This window comes from Mycolicibacterium grossiae (assembly GCF_008329645.1).
Taxonomy (GTDB): Bacteria; Actinomycetota; Actinomycetes; order Mycobacteriales; family Mycobacteriaceae; genus Mycobacterium; species Mycobacterium grossiae.
The window spans coordinates 4732741-4751951 of sequence record NZ_CP043474.1 but is presented as its reverse complement, the minus strand read 5'-3'; the positions used below and the strand labels follow the sequence as shown (position 1 = coordinate 4751951).

17 protein-coding genes are annotated in these 19211 nt (G+C 70.1%); 11 read left to right on the top strand and 6 right to left on the bottom strand.

Going from position 1 to position 19211, the window contains the following annotated elements; all coding sequences use genetic code 11:
• The first annotated feature begins 137 nt into the window (after positions 1-137).
• Positions 138-1025, top strand: coding sequence for an Lrp/AsnC family transcriptional regulator (locus FZ046_RS22835; protein WP_070355950.1), 888 nt, complete (start codon positions 138-140; stop codon positions 1023-1025).
• Here the strand turns inward: FZ046_RS22835 and FZ046_RS22830 are convergent.
• Complete coding sequence (locus FZ046_RS22830; protein ID WP_070355951.1) at positions 1022-2590, bottom strand: HNH endonuclease signature motif containing protein; 1569 nt, start codon at positions 2588-2590, stop codon at positions 1022-1024. The genes FZ046_RS22835 and FZ046_RS22830 overlap by 4 nt on opposite strands.
• 16 nt (positions 2591-2606) lie before the next feature.
• Here FZ046_RS22830 and FZ046_RS22825 point away from each other — a divergent pair, with 16 nt between their 5' ends.
• The 6 genes from FZ046_RS22825 (at position 2607) to FZ046_RS22800 (ending at position 10194) form a co-directional block, all read left to right on the top strand.
• Positions 2607-4133, top strand: coding sequence for an ABC transporter substrate-binding protein (locus FZ046_RS22825; protein ID WP_070355952.1), 1527 nt, complete (start codon positions 2607-2609; stop codon positions 4131-4133).
• Positions 4130-5074 carry an ABC transporter permease gene (locus tag FZ046_RS22820; protein ID WP_070355953.1) on the top strand — a complete coding sequence of 315 codons (945 nt, stop codon included), beginning with the start codon at positions 4130-4132 and terminating at the stop codon, positions 5072-5074. The genes FZ046_RS22825 and FZ046_RS22820 overlap by 4 nt, the downstream gene beginning before the upstream one ends.
• Positions 5071-5961, top strand: a complete 891-nt coding sequence (locus tag FZ046_RS22815) for an ABC transporter permease (RefSeq protein ID WP_070355954.1) — start codon at positions 5071-5073, stop codon at positions 5959-5961. The genes FZ046_RS22820 and FZ046_RS22815 overlap by 4 nt, the downstream gene beginning before the upstream one ends.
• On the top strand, positions 5958-7577 hold the full coding sequence (locus tag FZ046_RS22810; RefSeq protein WP_070355955.1) for a dipeptide ABC transporter ATP-binding protein: 1620 nt from the start codon (positions 5958-5960) through the stop codon (positions 7575-7577). Before FZ046_RS22815 ends, FZ046_RS22810 begins: the two co-directional genes overlap by 4 nt.
• Positions 7578-7720: 143 nt before the next feature.
• Complete coding sequence (locus FZ046_RS22805; protein WP_149484323.1) at positions 7721-9493, top strand: hypothetical protein; 1773 nt, start codon at positions 7721-7723, stop codon at positions 9491-9493.
• A complete protein-coding gene (locus FZ046_RS22800) occupies positions 9490-10194 on the top strand; it encodes a M15 family metallopeptidase (RefSeq protein WP_246182843.1) in 705 nt (234 codons plus the stop codon). Before FZ046_RS22805 ends, FZ046_RS22800 begins: the two co-directional genes overlap by 4 nt.
• Before the next feature lie 37 nt (positions 10195-10231).
• On the opposite strand, the gene FZ046_RS22795 is transcribed toward FZ046_RS22800, so the two are convergent.
• From FZ046_RS22795 to FZ046_RS22785, 3 genes are all read right to left on the bottom strand, one after another.
• Positions 10232-10633 (bottom strand): DUF5078 domain-containing protein, encoded by a 402-nt coding sequence (locus tag FZ046_RS22795; protein ID WP_246183089.1) that lies wholly within the window; start codon positions 10631-10633, stop codon positions 10232-10234.
• 83 nt (positions 10634-10716) lie between these two features.
• On the bottom strand, positions 10717-13629 hold the full coding sequence (locus tag FZ046_RS22790; protein ID WP_070354270.1) for an MMPL/RND family transporter: 2913 nt from the start codon (positions 13627-13629) through the stop codon (positions 10717-10719).
• Positions 13626-14057 (bottom strand): MmpS family transport accessory protein, encoded by a 432-nt coding sequence (locus FZ046_RS22785; protein WP_070354271.1) that lies wholly within the window; start codon positions 14055-14057, stop codon positions 13626-13628. The genes FZ046_RS22790 and FZ046_RS22785 overlap by 4 nt, the downstream gene beginning before the upstream one ends.
• A gap of 211 nt (positions 14058-14268) precedes the next feature.
• Between FZ046_RS22785 and FZ046_RS22780 the strand changes: the two genes are divergently transcribed.
• Positions 14269-14661, top strand: coding sequence for a DUF732 domain-containing protein (locus FZ046_RS22780; RefSeq protein WP_070354272.1), 393 nt, complete (start codon positions 14269-14271; stop codon positions 14659-14661).
• Here FZ046_RS22780 and FZ046_RS22775 read toward each other — a convergent pair.
• Complete coding sequence (locus FZ046_RS22775; protein ID WP_070354273.1) at positions 14658-15863, bottom strand: cytochrome P450; 1206 nt, start codon at positions 15861-15863, stop codon at positions 14658-14660. The genes FZ046_RS22780 and FZ046_RS22775 overlap by 4 nt on opposite strands.
• Positions 15864-15981: 118 nt before the next feature.
• Between FZ046_RS22775 and FZ046_RS22770 the strand changes: the two genes are divergently transcribed.
• A complete protein-coding gene (locus tag FZ046_RS22770; protein WP_070354274.1) occupies positions 15982-16608 on the top strand; it encodes a TetR/AcrR family transcriptional regulator in 627 nt (208 codons plus the stop codon).
• Positions 16605-17537, top strand: coding sequence for an LLM class flavin-dependent oxidoreductase (locus FZ046_RS22765; RefSeq protein ID WP_070354275.1), 933 nt, complete (start codon positions 16605-16607; stop codon positions 17535-17537). Before FZ046_RS22770 ends, FZ046_RS22765 begins: the two co-directional genes overlap by 4 nt.
• On the opposite strand, the gene FZ046_RS22760 is transcribed toward FZ046_RS22765, so the two are convergent.
• A complete protein-coding gene (locus FZ046_RS22760) occupies positions 17521-18555 on the bottom strand; it encodes an alpha/beta fold hydrolase (RefSeq protein WP_070354276.1) in 1035 nt (344 codons plus the stop codon). The two genes, FZ046_RS22765 and FZ046_RS22760, sit on opposite strands and share 17 nt — an antisense overlap.
• Positions 18556-18619: 64 nt before the next feature.
• Here FZ046_RS22760 and FZ046_RS22755 point away from each other — a divergent pair, with 64 nt between their 5' ends.
• A complete protein-coding gene (locus FZ046_RS22755) occupies positions 18620-19207 on the top strand; it encodes a TetR-like C-terminal domain-containing protein (RefSeq protein ID WP_070354277.1) in 588 nt (195 codons plus the stop codon).
• Positions 19208-19211 lie beyond the last annotated feature (4 nt).

Genomic DNA, 19211 nt, shown 5'->3' with positions numbered 1-19211 from the left:
CAGAGGGGTTTCGGATCACGAAGCGCCGGTGCTGCCGGTCGATGCAGGACTAGGGTTCTTCTTCGGGACCGCTGGGTGCACGATCTGTCCGGTCGCCCGGGCACGAATTCGCTCGACGAATTTCGGGGAGGTGCGGCGTGGACGAGGTCGACGAGGCGATCGTGGAGCTGCTCGAAGCCGACGGCCGCCTGACGCACCGCGAGATCGCACGGGCGGTCGGGCTGTCCCGGTCGGCTGCCGCGGTCCGCGTGCAGCGGCTCATCGCGAGCGGTCAGGTGGTGGTCCGGGGCGTGGTGCATCCCGCCGTCATCGGCCGCGGCGCCTTGGCGCACGTCTCGCTCGCCGTCGACGGTCCTGCGGCGCCGGTGGCCCGCGAGATCGCCCGCCGTGCAGACGTGCCGTTCCTCTCGCTGACGAGCGGCGTCCACGGGCTCATCGCGGAGGTGCGCGCGCCGTCGCCCCGCGAGATCGACCGTTCGATCGCCGAGTTGCGGGCGCTGAAGCACGTGGTCGGCGTCGACACGCTCAGCTACGTCGAGGTGGTCCGCGACGTCGTCGGCCCCGTCGGCGAGGTGACGACCGACGTCGACGACACCGATCGCGCACTGCTGCGTGCGCTGCAGGAGGACGGCCGTTCGTCCTACGTCGAGCTGGCCGCGCGGGTCGGGCTGTCACCGGCCGGTGCGCGCCGGCGGGTGGTGCGCCTGGTGGAGGCGCAGGTGGTGCGGGTGGGTGCGGTGGTGCGGCACTCCGGTCAGGACCGGCAGAGTGCCATGGGCTTCGGCGTCCGCCTCGCCGGTGACCACGCCGATGTCGTCGCGGCGATCGCCGGGCTGCCGTCGGTGCTCTTCCTGGCTCGCACGCTCGGTCGGTTCGACCTGCTGGCCACCGTCCGGGGCTTCTCCGCCGCGCAGCTCGTCGAGGTCCTCGACACGGTCCGTGCCCTCCCGGCGGTCAGTGCGGTGGACAGCTGGACCCACCTCGAGGTGGTCAAGGAGAGCTACGCGTCGGGTCTCGACGCCTAGTAGGGCGGCGGAATCGGCTCGCGGTTCTCGAGGAACGTCTCGTCGTAGTGGTAGTCCTCGACGTGGTCGTGCAATGGTTTTCGCGTCGTGCGGGCCGCGAGGTTGGCGCGCCGCTGCGCCGCGATGTCGGCGGAGCGCTGCTGGGTGCGACTGCGCTGCCGGCGTGGCATCAGCACCGACTTGTCACCGCACCGCTCGGGTGCCGGCCGGGGTGCGGGCGCCGGGGCGGTCGGCGCGGCCAGGCCGCCGAAGTGCATCGCCCCGTCGGCACGCGTCACGTAGGTGCGGCCCTGCGGCGACGTCCACACCACCCGGCCATCGGGCAGTTGCTCGTCGTGCCAGCCCCAGAACGTCTTCAGCAGGTGGTGAAGACGGCACAGTGACTTCAGGTTCGACGCGTGCGTGGTGCCGCCATCACCCCAGGGCACCGTGTGGTCGACGTCGCACGCCCAGGCCGACGTCCCGCAGTTCGGGAAGCGGCAAATGAGGTCGCGGCACCGGACGAACTCGGCCAGCGCCCGCGACGGCCGGTATCTCGGCTCGGGCGCGGCACCGCCGGGGTGGGTGACCGGCCGCAGCGCGGCGTGCTCGGCCAGCTCGACGAGCAGGTCGGGTGGGAGCAGTCCGTCGTGGCCGTGCATGACGCCGCCCGTGCCGGCCCGGGGCGAACTCGGGGAGAGACTCGCCGCGTCGGTGACGACGTGGATCACCACTGACGACTGCTCGGCGCTGGCCGTCGCCGCGCACTCCGCCCCGCCGCACCGGCACGGCAGCCGGTCCCAGCCGTAGCCGATGGCCCCAAAGGCGTCCGACAGCCGCTCGGCGAACGTACGGGGATCGTTCGGGCAGACGGTGTTCGCCAGCGTCCGCACCCGGTTGCTGAAGGCGCGACCGTCCGGTGCGTACACGACCGCGGTGATCTCCGTCAGCCCCGCGTCGACCGGCTCCGACGACATGCCGCGCGCCGCGCGCCGGTCCTCCCGGCGGCGCACGGCATCGCGGTCCGACCGCGCCACGACCGCGTCGATGCGCGCACTCAGATCCGACCGGCCCGCGGTGCCCCAGCGCGGCATCAGGTTCGCCAACGCCGCATCGACGCGGGCCAGCAGGTCCGGATCGGTGATGAGCCCGGTGCGGTAGACAGCGGCCTTGAACGCCATCTCGCTCACGTGACCGGCGGCGAAGCGTGCGGCCAGGGCCGGGAGCTGGTGCCGCATCGCGTGGGCGTAGCGGATCTGCCACTCGGCCAGACCGTGCGAGATGCGCAGCGCCGCGGCGACCTCGGCCGCGGCGGCCGAGACCACGTCGACCAGCCACTCGTCGGTGGCCGAGCCGACCGCGGCGCTACGGCGGTCGACGAACTCGCCGACGGCCGACAGCCGGGCGGCCGCGGCCCGCGCCTCGTCGCGCGCCGCCGCGGCTGCGCGCTCGAGCAGCCGAGCCTCCGGTGCGGCCGATTCGCTCATGTGTTCGATGATAGTGGTGCCCACCGACAGCATGGGTGTGCCGACGCGGCCCATGGGGTAGGTGCCCACCGACAGCATGGGTGTGCCGACGCGGCCCATGGGGTAAAGGACAGCAATGCGCAGGCCCGCGACCTTCGTTGCCGTCGTCGCTGCCCTGCTGTCCCTCGTCGCCTGTGCACCCGCCGAGCGCGTCGATCTCGGGCAGTCCTCGGGCAACCTCATCGCCGCGATCGGCGGAGAGCCCGACCAGCTCGACCCGCAGAAGACCAGTGCCTACTTCTCCTTCGAGGTGCTGGAGAACGTCTTCGACACCCTCGTCGAGCCGGACGCGAACCTCACCATGCGCCCCGCACTCGCCGAATCGTGGACGGTCTCGCCGGACCAGCTGCAGTGGACCTTCCGCCTACGCCGTGGGGTCACGTTCCACGACGGCAGCCCGTTCACCGCCGATGACGTCGTCTACTCCTACCGCCGCATCATCGACGAGAAGCTCTCCAACGTCGACAAGTTCGCCGCCGTTACCGACGTCCGCGCAGCCGGACCCGACACCGTCGTCATCCGCGTGAAGCAGCCGACCCCCAACCTGCTCACCAACCTCGGCGGCTTCAAGGGCATGGCGATCGTCTCCCGGCGCAACGTCGAGAGCGGCCAGATCGCCACGCATCCCGTCGGCACCGGACCGTTCTCGTTCGTCTCCCAGCGCAGCGGCGACTCGATCACGCTGGCCGCCAACCCGTCCTACTGGGGCGGCGCCCCGGCCATTCCTGGCGTCACCTTCCAGTTCATTTCCGAGCCGTCCACGGCGCTCTCAGCGCTGCAGGCCGGCGAGATCGACTGGACCGACTCCATCCCCACCCAACGGGTGCAGCAGCTGCTTGACGATGAGTCGATCCACCTCGCCGTCACGCCGAGCAACGACTACTGGTATCTGGCACTCAACGAGGCCCGCGCGCCGTGGAACGACGTGCGCGTGCGGCAGGCGATCGCCTACGCCATCGACCGCGACGCCATCGTGCAGGCCACCAGCTACGGCACCGCCGTCGCCAATCAGCTGGCCATCCCGCAAGGGAACCCCTGGTACGTGCCGTACGACCGCTACCGCTACGACGTCGACGAGGCGAAGCGCCTGCTCGCCGAGGCCGGCATCACCGGGTCGCTGCCCCTGGACATGCTCGTCACCAGCGAGTACCCGGAGACGGTGACGGCGGCGCAGGTGATCGCCGACAACCTCGCTCCGCTGGGCGTCGAGGTGAACATCCGCACCGTCGACATGGCGACGTGGCTCGACGAGCAGAACACCGGTCACTTCGACATGCTGATGATGGGCTGGCTCGGCAACATCGATCCGGACGACTTCTACTACGCCCAGCACCACACCGGCGGTTCGAACAACGCGCAGAAGTTCTCCGACCCCGAGGTCGACCGCCTGCTGGACGCCGGCCGCGTCCAGGTCGACCGCGAGGCCCGCGCCGCCGACTACGCCCGGGCCGCCACCCGCATCGCCGACGAGGTCAGCTACCTCTACCTGTACAACCCGTCGGTCATCCAGGGATGGCGCCCCGACCTCACGGGTTACGAGGCCAGGCGCGACGGCGCCGTCCGCTTCCGCACCGCACGGCTGGGGGAGGCGACCGAACCGTGACGCGCTTCCTCGCCCGCCGCCTCGCGTACTCGCTCGTCGTCCTGGTCGGCGTCCTCATCGTCGTCTTCGCGCTGGTCCACCTGGTGCCCGGCGATCCGGTGCGCATCGCGCTCGGCACCCGCTACACGCCCGAGGCGTACGAGGCGCTGCGGGCGGCCAGCGGACTCGACCGCCCGCTGGCGCAACAATTCTTCGGCTACCTCGCCGGCGCACTGCGGGGCGACCTCGGCGTCAGCTTCCGCAACGGCGACCCCGTCGCGGGCGTCCTCGCCGAACGCCTGCCCGCCACGGTGTCGCTGGCCCTGGCCGGCATCGTCGTCGCGCTGCTGATCGCCCTGCCCGCCGGCATCTTCTCGGCGCTGCGGGAAGGACGGTTGAGCGACGCCATCGTGCGCGTCACCAGTCAGGTCGGGGTATCGGTCCCGGACTTCTGGATGGGGATCCTGCTCATTGCCCTGTTCGCCACCACGCTGGGTTGGCTACCGACGTCGGGCTACCGACCGCTGTTCGGCGATCCGCTCGGGTGGCTCTCGCACATCCTGCTGCCCGCGGTGGTCGTCGGACTGGTCGCGGGCGCGATCATGACGCGGTACGTGCGGTCGGCGGTGCTCGACGTCGCCGGCGCGGGCTATGTGCGCACCGCGCGGTCCAAGGGGCTCCCGCCGGCCATCGTGACGTTCCGGCACACCGTGCGCAACGCCCTGGTGCCGATCCTGACGATCACCGGCATCCAGCTCGCCACCGTCCTCGGCGGGGTCATCGTCGTGGAAGTCGTCTTCGCCTGGCCCGGGCTGGGTCGCCTGGTCTACAACGCCGTAGCCGCCCGCGACTACCCAGTCATCCAGGGCGCGGTGCTCCTCATCGCCGCCCTGTTCCTGCTGATCAACCTGATCGTGGACGTGCTGTACGCGGTCGTCGACCCGAGGATCCGGCTGTCATGATCGACGTCGCGCCCCCGTCCACCAGGGTGTCGTCCTGGCGGCTGCTGCTCGGCAACCCGGTGACGGTCGTCAGCGCGCTGCTGCTGATCGTCCTCGTCGTCGTGGCGCTGACGGCGTCGTGGATCGCTCCCTACGGCATCAACGACGTGGACGTGCCCAGCGCGCTACAGCCCCCGAGCGGCGCGCACTGGTTCGGCACCGACGAACTCGGTCGCGACGTCCTGTCCCGCGTCCTCGTCGCCATCCAGGCGTCGCTGCGGGTGGCCGTCGCGAGCGTGGCGTTCGCGGCCGTGGTCGGCGTGACCTTCGGCGTCGTCGCCGGCTACCGCGGCGGCTGGGTCGACACGGTGTTCATGCGGATCGTCGACGTGCTGTTCGCGTTCCCGGTACTGCTGCTGGCGCTCGCGATCGTCGCAATCCTCGGACCCGGTGTCACCACGACGATGCTCGCGATCGGCGTGGTGTACACCCCCATCTTCGCCCGGGTCGCCCGTGCCAGCACGCTGTCGGTGCGCGTCGAGCCGTTCGTGGCCGTATCCCGCTCGATGGGAACCGGCCACGGCTTCATCCTGCTGCGCCACGTGCTGCCGAACGTCGCGGCGCCGCTCATCGTGCAGACGTCGCTGTCCCTGGCGTTCGCCATCCTCAGCGAGGCGGCGCTGTCGTTCCTGGGACTCGGCATCCAGCCGCCCGAGCCGTCCCTGGGCCGGATGATCTTCGACTCGCAGGGCTTCGTCACGCTCGCCTGGTGGATGGCGGTGTTCCCCGGCGCGGCGATCTTCGCGATCGTGCTGGCCTTCAACCTGCTGGGCGACGGGCTGCGCGACGTCCTCGACCCGCGGCAGCGCTCGGCCGTCGAGGCGCGCCGCACGGAGCGGGCCCGATGACCGGCGACCCCGTGCTCGAGGTGTCCGGCTTGGGTGTCTGCATCGGCCGCCGCGACATCGTGGCCGGCATCGACTTCCGCGTCGAGCGGGAGCAGACCCTCGGCATCGTCGGGGAGTCCGGCTCGGGCAAGTCCATGACGGTGCTCGCCGCCACCGGACTCCTCGACGCGCCGGCCGCGGTGGTCAGCGGGTCCAGCGTGCTCGGCGGCCACGGCGACGCCGCGCGCACCGAACTGGTCGGTGCGACACCGAAGGTCCTGCGGCAGGTGCACGGCGGCCGGATCGGCTTCGTCTTCCAGGATCCGGGCACGTCGCTCAACCCCATGTTGACCATCGAGCGGCAGATCACCGAGTCCCTGGAGACGCACCGCCGGCTCGGGCGCCGGGAGGCGACCGCGCGTGCGACCGAACTGCTAAGGGCAGTCGGCCTGCCCGACCCCGGGCAGCGGCTGCGGTCTTACCCGCACCAGTTGTCCGGCGGCCAGCGGCAGCGCGTCATGCTGGCGATCGCACTTGCCTGCGACCCCGAACTCCTGGTGGCGGACGAGCCGACCACCTCGCTGGACGTGACCACCCAGGCCCAGGTGATCGATCTGGTGCGCGCCCTGCAACGCGACTTCGGTACTGCGGTGATCTGGATCAGCCACGACCTCGGCGTCATCGGGCAGGTGGCCGACGACGTCACCGTGCTCCGCGAGGGCGAGGCCATCGAACAGGCCACCATCGGCGACGTCTTCGACCGTCCGCAACACGACTACACCCGCGAACTGCTCGCGGCACGGCCGGTTCTCGGGGTGTCCTCGCCGGAAGCTCCGCCCGCCGATGCACCGGTGCTGCTCGACGTCCGCTCGCTCGACGTCCGCTTCCCCGTGACGACGCCGACCGGCCGCACGTCGGTGCACGCGGTGCGCGACCTCACCTTCCGGATCCGCCGCGGCACCACGCTGGGACTGGTCGGCGAGTCCGGCTCCGGCAAGTCGACCGTCGCGTCGGCGCTGACCGGGTTGGTGACCCCCGACGGCGGCACCGCGACGCTGGCCGGGGACGACCTCCTCGCGGTCCGCGGGCGGGCGGGCAGGGCGCTGCGCCGACGCGTCGGCCTGGTGTTCCAGGATCCCTTCTCGTCCCTCGATCCGCGCGCAGCGGTCGAGGCCGCGATCGCCGAGCCGCTGCGGGTGCACCGCCTGGCTCCCGACCGCGCCGCGCGCCGAAGGCGCGTCGCCGAGCTGCTGGACCGCGTCGGCCTGCCCGCTGCCTTCGCCTCCCGCTACCCGCACGAACTGTCCGGCGGTCAGCGGCAGCGGGTCAGCATCGCCCGGGCCCTCGCGCTGGAACCGGACCTGCTGATCCTCGACGAGTCGACCGCCTCGCTCGACGTCTCGGTGCAGGCGCGGGTCCTGGACCTGCTGACCGAACTCCAGGACGAGCTGACGCTGACCTACCTCTTCATCGGCCACGACCTGGCCGTGATCCAGCGGATGAGCCACGACGTGCTGGTGATGCGCGCCGGCGAGGCGGTCGAATACCGCCCGGCAGCCGACCTCTTCGCGGCCCCCGAGCAGGAGTACACCCGGGCCCTGCTCGCCGCCGTGCCGCCGGCACGACCCCGGCTGTAACGAATCACTGCCGCGGACGGATTGATCTTGTGTAGCGGTCGCGGCGATTACTGGTACAGGGACCAGCGTCGGGGGAGATGGCTGCGCAGGGCGGTGTGACGGCGACGCCACGCGACCTGGGAAACGAAGGAGTCCGAATCACGATGCGTGCACCACGAGACGTGCGGATCGACAAGCGGGTGGCGGCGACGGTCGCCACCGGCGTGGTCGTGTCCTTGACGGCACTCACCGCGGGCATCACGCCCGCCTACGCCGAGCCCGGCGGCGGGGGTGGCGGCGGAGGTTCGGGTCCGGTCACCACCGTCGCGCCCGAGCCGGAGCAGCCAAAGGCCGAAGAGCCCAAGGCGCAGGAGCCCAAGGCCGACGCTCCCAAGCAGGCCCCGCAGCCCGAGGCGCCGTCGGCTCCTCAGCAGGAGGCCCCGGTGCAGCAGGCGCCCGTGCAGCAGGCTCCCGTCGCGGAGGCGCCGGTCCGGCAGGCACCCGTCCAGGAGGCGCCCGCGCCGCGGGAGACGCAGGCCCCTGCGCCCCGGACGGCCGAGACCGCCGAGGCTCCCGCACCGCGCGCAACGGCGCCGAGCAGCGCCCCGGCACCGAGCAGCGCCCCGGCACCGAGCAGCACCGCCAAGCCGCCGACCAGCACGGCCACCACCGTCGCGCCGTCGGCCCCCGCGTCGACCCCCGCCGCGCCGAGCCGGGCGGCCGAGCCGAGCGAGAGCGCGGCCCCGTCGGCGAGCCAGGACGACCCGAGGCCGCGGCTCGCGCCCTCGGAGTCCGCCGCACCGTCCTCCGGGCCCGAGTCGGCACCGGCGTCCCCGACCGAGTCGGGCAAGCCCTCGGATGATCCGTCCACCGCGGCGTCCGAGTCCGGGGCGCGTCCGACGGCCGGAGAATCGTCGTCCGCATCGTCGGCACCGGAATCCTCGAGGTCGGGCGAGTCGACGGCCACGTCGACCGTGTCGCAGGCCGCGAAGGAACTCGAGACGCTGAAGCCGCAGACGCTGCAGGCGCCGATCGAGGACGTCGAGGTCGCCAAGACCGCCAAGGTCGTCGAGCTGCCGGACCCGCAACCCGCCTCGGTGCAGGACCTCGCGAAGATCGCCACGGCGATCGACCTGCCGGTGCTGCCGCGCGACCTGCAGCAGCCCGGCCTGCGCGACGCGGCTCGCATCGCCGACCCGGTGCGGCTGGCCGGTGCGTGGGACCGCAACGTGCGGCAGTGGAGCCCGGACTGGGTGTCCTACGACGACTACTTCCGTCCCGTGCTGAGCAACCCGTACCGCGACCCGGTGCAGATCGTCTACGTCGTCGACAACCGGCCGCGGATCGCGTACATCCCGCCGCTGTCGCGGATCGTGCTCGAGGTCGCGCAGTATGCGGCGTACTCGTTCACCGCCGTGGTGACCAACGCGATCAACACCGCGGTGAACACCGCCGTGAACGTCGCGGTCGGCACCTTCTTCGGCGGCGGATACTTCCCGGGCATCGGCCTCCCGCTGCCGCCGCCTCCGCCGGCGCTGGTGCGCTACGACAACGTGCCGGTGTTCGTGAACTACTCCCAGCAGCGCTATGAACCGTTCCGGGTGCAGCGCATCATCGACGTCGGGGACGACCGGCAGTGGGGCGAGCGCAAGGTCCTGCTCGACGGCGTCACCCCGGCGTGGGGCCAGTGGACCCAAACCCCGGCGGGGGAGCGGCAATTCGAGGTGCACCGGACCCAGCAGTTCCCGGGCTTCGACGAACCGCGCGAAGCGCCGCTGCCCGGTGACTACCAGCTGCGGCTGCTGTCGGAGCAGACGCCGGAGGCCGGATTGAACCGCCGCGACGTCTACCTGCTGTCGGCGGCGGGCCTGTGCGCGGTGCTCGCCGTCGGCGCGGTGGCGCTGGCCATGGCGATGGGACGCCGACGCCGCGCGTGACACGACCGGCAGCGGTGCTCGCGACGATGGTCGCGGTCACCGCTGCCGTCGTCGGGTGCGGGGCCGGTCCGCCCGCGCCCATCACACCGCGGTCCGCCGCTCCACCTGTCGCGTCGTCCGCCCCGAAACCCGCCGCCTCGCCCGTCCCGGCACCCGCGGTCGTGTCCGAGGTGACCGCGGCCGACCTGGGCGCCACCTGGCGCCCGGAGTGCCCGGTGCCGCCCACCGGCCTGCGCCGGATCACGGTGAGCTATCTCGACTTCGGAGGGCGCACGCAACGGGGTGACCTCGTGGTCGCCGCCGACCTCGTCGACGACACCATCGACGTGTTCGCCCAGTTGTACCGACTGCGCTACCCGATCACCCGAATGCGCACCGTCGATCACTACCCGGGCGCCGACGACGAGACGTCGATGCGCGACGACAACACCTCGGCGTTCAACTGCCGCCGGCTCGCCAGCGGTCGGTGGTCCCAGCATGCGCTGGGCCGCGCCGTCGACGTCAACCCCCTGCTGAACCCGTACGTCGGCAGCGACGGCGTCCAACCGGCCACCGGGACGCCCTACCTCGACCGCGGACGGACCGACCCGGGCATGCTGCACGCCGGCGACCCCGTCGTCACCGCCTTCGAGACACGGGGCTGGCAGTGGGGCGGAAAGTGGCGCGCGCCCAAGGACTATCAGCACTTCGAGAAGCGCTGACGGTCCCCGCGGGCGACGGGCCTAGCGCGCGATGGGCCTAGCGGGCGACGGGCCAGTCCCACACGGACATGTCGCCGCGCGGGTAGTTCATGCACACGTCGGTCGCCTTCGCGACCACGCCCTTGTTGTTGAAGAACAGCTTCGCCCAGTTGCCCCAGCGGGTGGCCACCTGCTCGTAGTACACGTTGGTGGCGGTGTCCTCGGAGTACTGCCGACGTGCCGCGGCGTCCAGCGAGAAGAACCAGTGGATGCGGTCGAACGCCCACTGCTGGATGTCCGCCGGGCGGTTGCTCCGGTCGATCATGTAGCGCTCGAAGTACACCGGGCTGGTGTCCCGCGCCGCCTGCATGTACTGCTCGGTGTCGCACTGCGTGATGATGATGCGGTGCGGGATCGGGTAGTCGTCGGTCGCATCCGCCGCGGCCGGTCCGGCGAACATCGTCGCCGCGACACCGCACGCAGCGGCCAGCAGGCCACCTCGACGCGTCAGGTCACGCATGCTCTTCATACTGCTCCTCCTGGTCATGCGGTGGGTACCGGTTCGGGATCCTTGGGCGCGGGCGGCGGGGGCGTCGGCCACGGTGCGGGCAGCGGGCGGGTGCGCACGTTGTGCGGCCACCAGAACCAGCGGCCGAGCAGGGCGGCGATCGACGGCGTCATCAGCGAGCGCACCACCAGGGTGTCGAACAGCAGGCCCAGGCCGATCGTGGTGCCCACCTGTCCGATGACGGTCAGCTCACTCACGGCCATCGACATCATCGTGAACGCGAACACCAGACCCGCCGACGTGACCACCGACCCGGTGCCGCCCATCGACCGGATGATGCCGGTGTTCAACCCCGCGTGGATCTCCTCCTTGAACCGGGAGACCAGCAGCAGGTTGTAGTCCGCGCCCACGGCCAGCAGGATGATCACCGCCATGGCCATGACCATCCAGTGCAGTTCGATGCCCAGGATGTGCTGCCAGATCAGCACCGACAGGCCGAACGATGCGCCGAGCGACAGCACGACGGTGCCGACGATCACGGCCGAGGCGACGACGGCCCGCGTGATGATCAACATGATGATGAAGATCAGCGCCAGCGCCGAGATGCCGGCGATCAACAGGTCGAACGTGTTGCCGTCGGACATGTCCTTGAAGACCGCCGCGGTACCGGCGAGGTAGACCTTCGACCCCTCCAGCGGAGTGCCCTTGATCGCCTCCTTCGCCGCCATCTTGATGGCGTCGATGCGGGCGATGCCCTCCGGGCTCATCGGGTCGCCCTCGTGGGAGATGATGAACCGCACCGACTTTCCGTCGGGGGAGATGAAGTTCTTCATGCCGCGCTTGAAGTCCTCGTTGTCGAAGATCTCCGGCGGCAGGTAGAACGAGTCGTCGTTCATCGACGCGTCGAACGCCTCGCCCATCGCCGACGAGTTCTCCGACCCCTCGGCCTGCTGGTCCTGCATGCCCTTCTGGGTGGCGTACTGGGTCAGCAGCATCGTCTTCATGGTCTTCATCGTCGAGATCATCTCGGGCATCAACGCGACCATCTGGGGCATCAGGGTGTCGAGCCGCTCCATCAGCGGCACCAGCTGCTGGATGTCGTCGGTCATGGTGTTGATGCCGTCGAGGGTGTCGAAGACCGACCGGATCGACCAGCAGACCGGGATGTCGTAGCAGTGCGGTTCCCAGTAGAAGTAGTTGCGGATGGGCCGGAAGAAGTCGTCGAAGTTCGCGATGTTGTCCCGCAACTCCGCGATGTCGACGGTCATGTCCTTCATCTTCGACACCATCTGGTGCGTGACGTCGGCCATCTGCTTGGTCAGACCCGACATCTTCTCCATCGAATCGATGGTGGTCTGCATGTCGTCGGCCTGCTTCTTGATGTTGCCCATCATGTCCTGCATGTACTTCTCGTTCAGCTTCTGGGTCGTGCCCTGCATGCTGATCAGGAAGGGGATCGAGGTGTGCTCGATCGGCTTGCCCTCGGGACGGGTGATGGTCTGCACGCGGGCGATGCCCTCGACGCGGAAGACGGCCTTGGCGATCTTGTCGACGACGAGGAAGTCCGCCGAATTGCGCAGGTCGTGGTCGCTCTCGACCATCAGCAGCTCGGGATTCATCCGCGCCTGGGAGAAGTGCCGGTCGGCAGCGGCGTACCCCGCGTTGGCGGGCAGGTCCGCCGGCAGGTAGTTGCGGTCGTTGTAGTTCGTCCGGTAACCGGGCAGCGTCAGCAGGCCGATCAGCGACAGGGCGACCGTCGCGATCAGGATGGGGCCCGGCCAGCGCACGACGGCCGCGCCGATGCGGCGCCAGCCCCTGGTGCGCAGCGCGCGCTTCGGTTCGAGCGCACCGAAGCGGGTGGCGATGGTGACGATCGCCGAGCCCAGCGTCAGTGCGGTCAGCACGCAGATGACCATGCCGATCGCCAGCGGGACGCCGAGCGTCTGGAAGTACGGCAGCCGGGTGAACGACAGGCAGAACGTCGCGCCGGCGATGGTGAGGCCGGAGCCCAGCACCACGTGCGCGGTGCCTCCGAACATCGTGTAGTACGCCTGCTCCTTGTCCTCACCGAGACTTCGGGCTTCCTGATACCGGCCGATGAGGAAGATCGCGTAGTCGGTGGCGGCGGCGATGGCGAGGGTGACCAGCAGGTTCGTCGCGAACGTCGACAGCCCGATGATCTCGTAGTAGCCGAGGAACGCGACGAAACCGCGCGACGCGGACAGCGACAGCACCACCATCACGAGGGTCAGCAACACGGTGATGATCGACCGGTAGACCAGCAGCAGCATCACGATGATGACCGTGAAGGTGGCGATCTCGATCATCGTCATGCTGCGGTCGCTGGCGATGTGCTGGTCGGCGGCCAGCGCGGCGGGGCCGGTGACGTAGGTCTTGAGCCCCGGCGGCGCCGGCACGCTGTCGACGATCTTCTGCACTGCTTCGATGGACTCGTTGGCGAGCGTCTCGCCCTGATTGCCCGCGGTCTTGACCTGGACATAGGCGGCCTTGCCGTCGGAGGACTGCGAGCCCGACGCCGTCAGCGGGTCGCTCCAGAAGTCCTGGATCGACTGCACGTGCTTCGGATCGGAGCGCAGCTTCTCGATCAGCTGGTCGTAGTAGGCGTGCGCCTCGTCACCGAGCGGCTGCTCGCCCTCGAGCACGATCATCGCCGAGCTGTCGGAGTTGCCCTCCTGAAACACCTCGCCGACGCGCTTCATCGAGATCATCGACGGCGCGTCCTGCGGGCTCATCGAGACGGCGCGCATCTGCCCGACCGTCTCGAGCTGCGGCGTGATCGCCGGGGTGTTGAGGATGGCGATCACCGCGATCCACCCGAGCACGATCGGCACCGCGAGGGTGCGGATCATCCGCGGGATGAACGGGCGATCGTAAGCGCGGGCGGCCGGGAACGCGTCGGTGGTCGCGTCCGAGGTCGGATGACTCATGCAGATTTCACCAAGCAGAAGGTCTGGGCGTTCAGCCCGGTGGAGGTCCGCTCGGCCTTGACCTCGTCATCCACCGTGACCCGGCAGGTGATCGAACTGCCGTTGCCCTGCGCGACGATGTTCGGTTGAGCCGCCGGCGCGGTGGTGCTGAGCACGAGTTCCCAGGGCAGCGAGGCACCGTCGACGCGTTGCGGCTTCGCGTCCAGGTCGAGGTAGTTGATGTCGGCGTAGGCGCCCGGTTCGCCGAAGATCTCGTACTTCACGATCTTGGGGTCGAACGGCTCGGGGTCATCCGCGAACTGGACGGGCGTGACGGTGATGCCCTCGGCGCCGAAGAAGGTACGAATGCGGCTGACGGTGAACCCGGCGACGAGGACCACGACGAGGATCACGATCGGGATCCACGCCTTCTTCGCGAGCGCCGTCACGACTGCACCTCATTCTCATCGTTCTTTGACATTCGTCTCATCTAGGTCACAGGTTAGTCAATGTAACTGATAGATTAGCCTGGTTAAGTTGTTCATGGCGACCCCCACTGTCCGCGCCGCGTGTGACCGGTGACACACCGCGAGCGGTGCTGATCAGGGGATCGACAGGACGAGTCAAGCATGTCCGCCGTGAGATAGGGTAAGTCCGCAAATGGGTACACACGGAATCCGCTGGGCCAAGGCCGCCGTCGCCGCGAGTGTCGGCGCTGCCGCGCTCGTCCTGTCCGCCCCGGCGCACGCCGACGTCGACAGCGATTTCGCGAACGAACTCCACTCCTACGGCATCTACGGGCAAAAGGACTACAACGCCTGGATCGCCAAGATCGTCTGCAAGCGCATGCGCACGGGCCTGGACGCCGACGCCTACGAGGCCGCCACCTTCCTGAAGACCAACCTGCACAAGGACAGCAGCGAGCAGCAGGTCTACGACTTCCTCGGCGCGTCGATCCGTTACTACTGCCCCGATCAGCAGGTCGTGCTCGACCGCCTCGCCGGCAAGCCCGCGCCGCCGCCCGCCGACCTGCTCCCGGCCGAGGAGCGCTAGACCGGGATCAGCGCGGGCATCGAGTCCCAGCCGCGCACGGCGGCGGTCGAGATCAGCGTCGCGGTGGACAGGTTCAGATCCCACTCCGGGAACCGGTTCAAGATCTCGTCGAGCGCGATGCGACCCTCCAGTCGCGCGAGCGCCGATCCCAGGCAGTAGTGCGCGCCCACCCCGAACGCCAGATGCGCGCGCGGCTCGCGGTGGACGTCGAACACGTCGCCGTCCGGCGGGAACTGCCGGTGGTCGCGGTTGGCCGCTCCGGTGAGGAGCAGCATGGCGCTGCCGGCCGGGACGGTGCGTCCGTAGTACTCGACGTCGCGCGTCACGTAGCGGCCCACGTTCTGCGCCGGCGGTTCGAAGCGCAGCAGTTCCTCGACGGCGCGGGGGATCAGGGACCGGTCGGCCGCCACCGCCCGGCGTTGGTCGGGATGATCGGCGAGCACCTTGCCTGCCCAGCCGATCAGCCGGGTCGTGGTCTCGTTGCCCGCGGTGGCCACCACGTTGAGGTACATCAACAGCTCGTCGCGCCGCAGCCTGCGGGTCACGCCGTGTTCGTCGGTGAACTCGACGGTCAGCAGGTCGGTCATGAGGTCGTCGGAGGGATGCTCGGCGCGCCAGTCGACGTACTCGGCGAACACCTGACCCGGGTCGAGTCCCTCGGTAGCCATCCGCATCGGGGCACCCGCCTCGCTCGTCATCTGCGCGTTGCCGTGGTCGCGGATCGACTCCTGGTCGGACTCCGGGATGCCGAGCAGTGAGCTGATCACCCGCATCGGCATCTGCGCGCCGAGGTCGGTGACGAAGTCGAAGCGGCCGGTGCCGACCAGCGGATCGAGGCTCTGCGCGCAGAAGGCGCGGATGCGCTCCTCCAGCTGGGCGATGCGGCGCGGGGTGAACATCCGCGCAACCAGCTTGCGGTGGATGTCGTGCACGGGCGGGTCCTCGAATACCAGCGTGCCGGGCGGGATCTCGACGTCGGACTGGATGAGTTCGAGCACGACGCCGCGAGCCGAACTGAAGGTCCGGTGGTCGACCAGCGCCGCGCTGACGTCCTCGAACCGGGTCAGTGCGTAGAAGTCGTACCGCTCGTCGTAGTACAGGGGGGAGTCCTCGCGCAGGCGCCGCAGAACCGGGTACGGGTCGCGGTTGAGTTCCTGGTCGTACGGGTCGTATCGGACGTTGTATCCGTGGGCGACCGTCATGGGCGGACCTCTCCGTTGAAAGTGCGTCACTGACGACTGTCAGTGTTTCACTGACGGATGTCAATGGTCGATCCCGACGGCATTGACGTCCGTCAGCCTTCGAGGTGACGATGGGGGCATGACGAGGTCGAAGAGCCCGGCCGTCGGCGAACGCAGGCCGACGGCGGCCGATCTGCAGCGCCGGCAGACGCACCAGCGCATCTTCCGGGCCGCTCTGGCCGAGTTCCGGCGCACCGGCATGGCCGACGCCGACATCGGGGCGATCGTCACCGCGGCCGGCGTCGCACGTGGCACCTTCTACTTTCACTTCCCGAGCAAGGAGCACGTGCTCCTCGAACTCGAACGCCAGGAGGAGGTGCGCATCGCCACCGAGATGGCGCGGGTCGCCGGCGCTGCGGACGCACTGCCCGAGCGGCTGGCCGAGCTGGTCCGGCTGGTCGTCGCCGCCGAGCGGCGGCTCGGCGTCCTACTGTTCAAGGACGTTCTGGCCGTGCATTTCTCGCCCTCGCGGCCGCCGGACGACGAGTGGACCGACCACGAGATCATCGTCGTCCTCACCGACTGGATCGCCGAGGCGCGCGACCACGGGGACGTGGACGGGTCGGTCGATCCCGCGCTGTCCGCGGTGTCCTTCCTGCTCGGTCTCTACGCGCTGCTCACCACCACGCCGCGTGCGACCGCGGCGCGCGGCGCCATGCTGGAGAACTTCGTCGCCCAAGCCTGGCGCGGGATGCAGGCCCGGTGACCGCCCTCGAGATCGGCGTGTACGTGCCGCAGCTCGGTTTCTCCTACACCGAGGTGCTGCACCGCGCCCGGCGGTGCGAGGACCTCGGCATCGACTCGCTGTGGCTGTACGACCACATGTACGCGCCGGGCGCGCCCGAGGTCGACTCGCTGGAGGCGTGGACGCTGGCCACCGCCCTGCTCGCCCAGACCGAACGGCTGCGGGTCGGACACCTGGTGCTGTGCAACCAGTTCCGCCACCCCGCCGTCCTCGCCAAGATGGCCACGACGCTCGACCACATCTCGGGCGGGCGGCTGTCGCTCGGCCTGGGAAGCGGATCGATCGAGGACGAGCACACCCGCATGGGCCTGCCCTGGGGGACGTTGCGGGAACGGTCCGAGCGGCTCGGCGAGACGTTGCGGGTGCTCGAGCAGGCCTTCGCCGACGGGCGCATCGACGTCACCGGTCCGCACTACACCGTGCGGGACATGCCCGTCGTTCCGCGCGCCGTGCAGTCGCCGCGGCCCCCGCTGGTCGTCGGCGGGGTGGGGAAGCGTTTCACGCTGCCGTTGGTGGCGCGCCATGCCGACGTGTGGAACGTGCCCACCTACGCGCTCGGCGATCTCGAACGTGCCCGTGACGCCCTGCACGCCGAGTGTGCCACCATCGGTCGCGACCCGGACACCATCGTGCTCTCGGTCGAAGCCGTCATGGCGCTCGCCGCCGACGACGCCGCCCTGCCCGCGGTGCGCCAGGTGGCCGAGAAGCGCTTCGGGCATCCGGGTTTCGGGCTGCGCGAAGGCGGCCTGGTGGGCACCGCCCCGGCCATCGTCGACCGCATCGGGGAACTCGCCGCCCTCGGCTTCGGCCAGATCGTCCTGTTCACCCACGACCGCGCGTCGGATCAGACGCTGGACCTGCTGGCGTCGACGGTCATCGACGCACTGTAACCGGCCGAAGATCGTTGTTCCGCAACCAAGAACGGATGACCTCGATGTGCTCGGCCGTGCGTTCCAGCGGCAGCCAGTGCCCCGCGGGCAATGACGTCACGGTGAGGTCCTCGCACGCCGCACGCATCGGGTCGCCCTGGCGGTTGCCGGCAATGCGGCAGACCTGGTCGTAATCGCCGTCGACGAACAGCACGGGCTGCGCGAGTCGACCACCCCGGGGCGCTCGACGCGCGAACGCGACGTTGGCCTCGTCGTTCAGATACCACGCGCACGGCGGACCGAAGCCGTGCACGCCGAACGCGCGGACCAGTTCCGCGAAGTCCGCTGGCGGCCAGAGGGATTCGTCGGGTTCGGTCGGCGGAGCCCGATGTGCGGCGCCGAACCGTCCGCCGTGCCGCGACACCACGGCGAGGGGAGAGACGTCGTCGATGGCGGCGGGGTCGCCGGGGCGGAATATCGACGCCAGCGATGACCGGCGGTCGGCGTCGAGATCGGCGACCGCTTCCGCGAAGTGCGTGGTGTAGTAGCGGTAGTAGTCCCACTGCCCGTCGGGATACCGATCGAGCGGATAGACGGCCCGGTCCACCAGGGGAATCAGCGTCGGCAGCGCGTGCCCGTCGGGCTGATAGGCCAGCGAGGTGAGCACGACGCCGCGGCTGCGCGCACCGACGTGGCCCGCCAGGCTCGCGGCGACGACGCAGCCCCAGTCATGACCCACCCAGATCGCGGGCTCACCGCCCAGGTGGTCGTGCAGTGCCACCATGTCCTCGACGACCCGTTCGATGGCGTACGCCTCCGTGCCCGCCGGCACGGAGGATCCGCCGTAGCCGCGGAGGTCGGGAGCGACGCAGTGCCATCCGTCGGCGGCGAAGGCCTCCAGGTGCGCGCGCCACATCACGCCGAGGCTGGGCCAGCCGTGCAGGAAGATCAGGAGCGGTCCGTCGGCCGGCCCGCACTCGACGTAGTGAGTGGTGTGGCGAGGCGTTACGGCGCTGTGTGCGGCCAGGGAGGTGGGCATGCGATTCCCGTCGAAGGCAAAGATCTTTGCTTTTGACGCTACGTCGCGGTCGCCGTTAAAGCAAATGTCTTTGCGTATGCTCACGGCTGTGTCTGATACCGCACCGACGTCGCGTCCCGGTGGACGGGCCGAACGAGTCCTGACGGCGATCTACACCGCGGTCGGTGAACTCGTCGGGGAGGGCGCCGGCAAGCTCAGCTTTCCCGTCGTCGCCGAGCGGGCGGGCATCAACCCCACGACGCTGTACCGGCGCTGGGCGAGCATCGACGCGCTCCTCGAGGCGGTCGCGGTCGCGGCGCTCACACGCGACGGCGAGGCGGTGCCCGACACCGGGTCCCTCGAGCGGGACCTCACCGAGTGGGCACGCGTCATCGCCGCGGACATCACGCGCCCCGAGCGCACCCGCTACCTCCGCGCCACCGTCGCCGCCCGGGTGGCGGCCGTGTCGAGCTGTCCGGTGTTCGAGATGCGCCGCGAGCAGGCGGCACTGATGGTGCGCCGAGCCGGTGACCGTGGCGAGGCGGCGCCGACCGTCGAGCAGATCCTCGACCACGTGGTCGCGCCGCTGCACCACCGGGTGGCGTTCGCGCTGCCGGTCGACGACGCCTACGCGCCCCGGCTGGTCTCCGACGTCCTCGCCATGGTCCGGTGACGGC

Excerpts from the sequence above, each read along its gene's own strand:
- FZ046_RS22830 (WP_070355951.1), bottom strand. The coding sequence starts at position 2,590 with ATGGGCCGCGTCGGCACACCCATGCTGTCGGTGGGCACCTACCCCATG.
- FZ046_RS22825 (WP_070355952.1), top strand. The coding sequence starts at position 2,607 with ATGCGCAGGCCCGCGACCTTCGTTGCCGTCGTCGCTGCCCTGCTGTCC.
- FZ046_RS22815 (WP_070355954.1), top strand. The coding sequence starts at position 5,071 with ATGATCGACGTCGCGCCCCCGTCCACCAGGGTGTCGTCCTGGCGGCTG.
- FZ046_RS22810 (WP_070355955.1), top strand. The coding sequence starts at position 5,958 with ATGACCGGCGACCCCGTGCTCGAGGTGTCCGGCTTGGGTGTCTGCATC.
- FZ046_RS22805 (WP_149484323.1), top strand. The coding sequence starts at position 7,721 with ATGCGTGCACCACGAGACGTGCGGATCGACAAGCGGGTGGCGGCGACG.
- FZ046_RS22795 (WP_246183089.1), bottom strand. The coding sequence starts at position 10,633 with ATGTTCGCCGGACCGGCCGCGGCGGATGCGACCGACGACTACCCGATC.
- FZ046_RS22790 (WP_070354270.1), bottom strand. The coding sequence starts at position 13,629 with ATGAGTCATCCGACCTCGGACGCGACCACCGACGCGTTCCCGGCCGCC.
- FZ046_RS22780 (WP_070354272.1), top strand. The coding sequence starts at position 14,269 with ATGGGTACACACGGAATCCGCTGGGCCAAGGCCGCCGTCGCCGCGAGT.
- FZ046_RS22775 (WP_070354273.1), bottom strand. The coding sequence starts at position 15,863 with ATGACGGTCGCCCACGGATACAACGTCCGATACGACCCGTACGACCAG.
- FZ046_RS22770 (WP_070354274.1), top strand. The coding sequence starts at position 15,982 with ATGACGAGGTCGAAGAGCCCGGCCGTCGGCGAACGCAGGCCGACGGCG.
- FZ046_RS22760 (WP_070354276.1), bottom strand. The coding sequence starts at position 18,555 with ATGCCCACCTCCCTGGCCGCACACAGCGCCGTAACGCCTCGCCACACC.
- FZ046_RS22755 (WP_070354277.1), top strand. The coding sequence starts at position 18,620 with ATGTCTTTGCGTATGCTCACGGCTGTGTCTGATACCGCACCGACGTCG.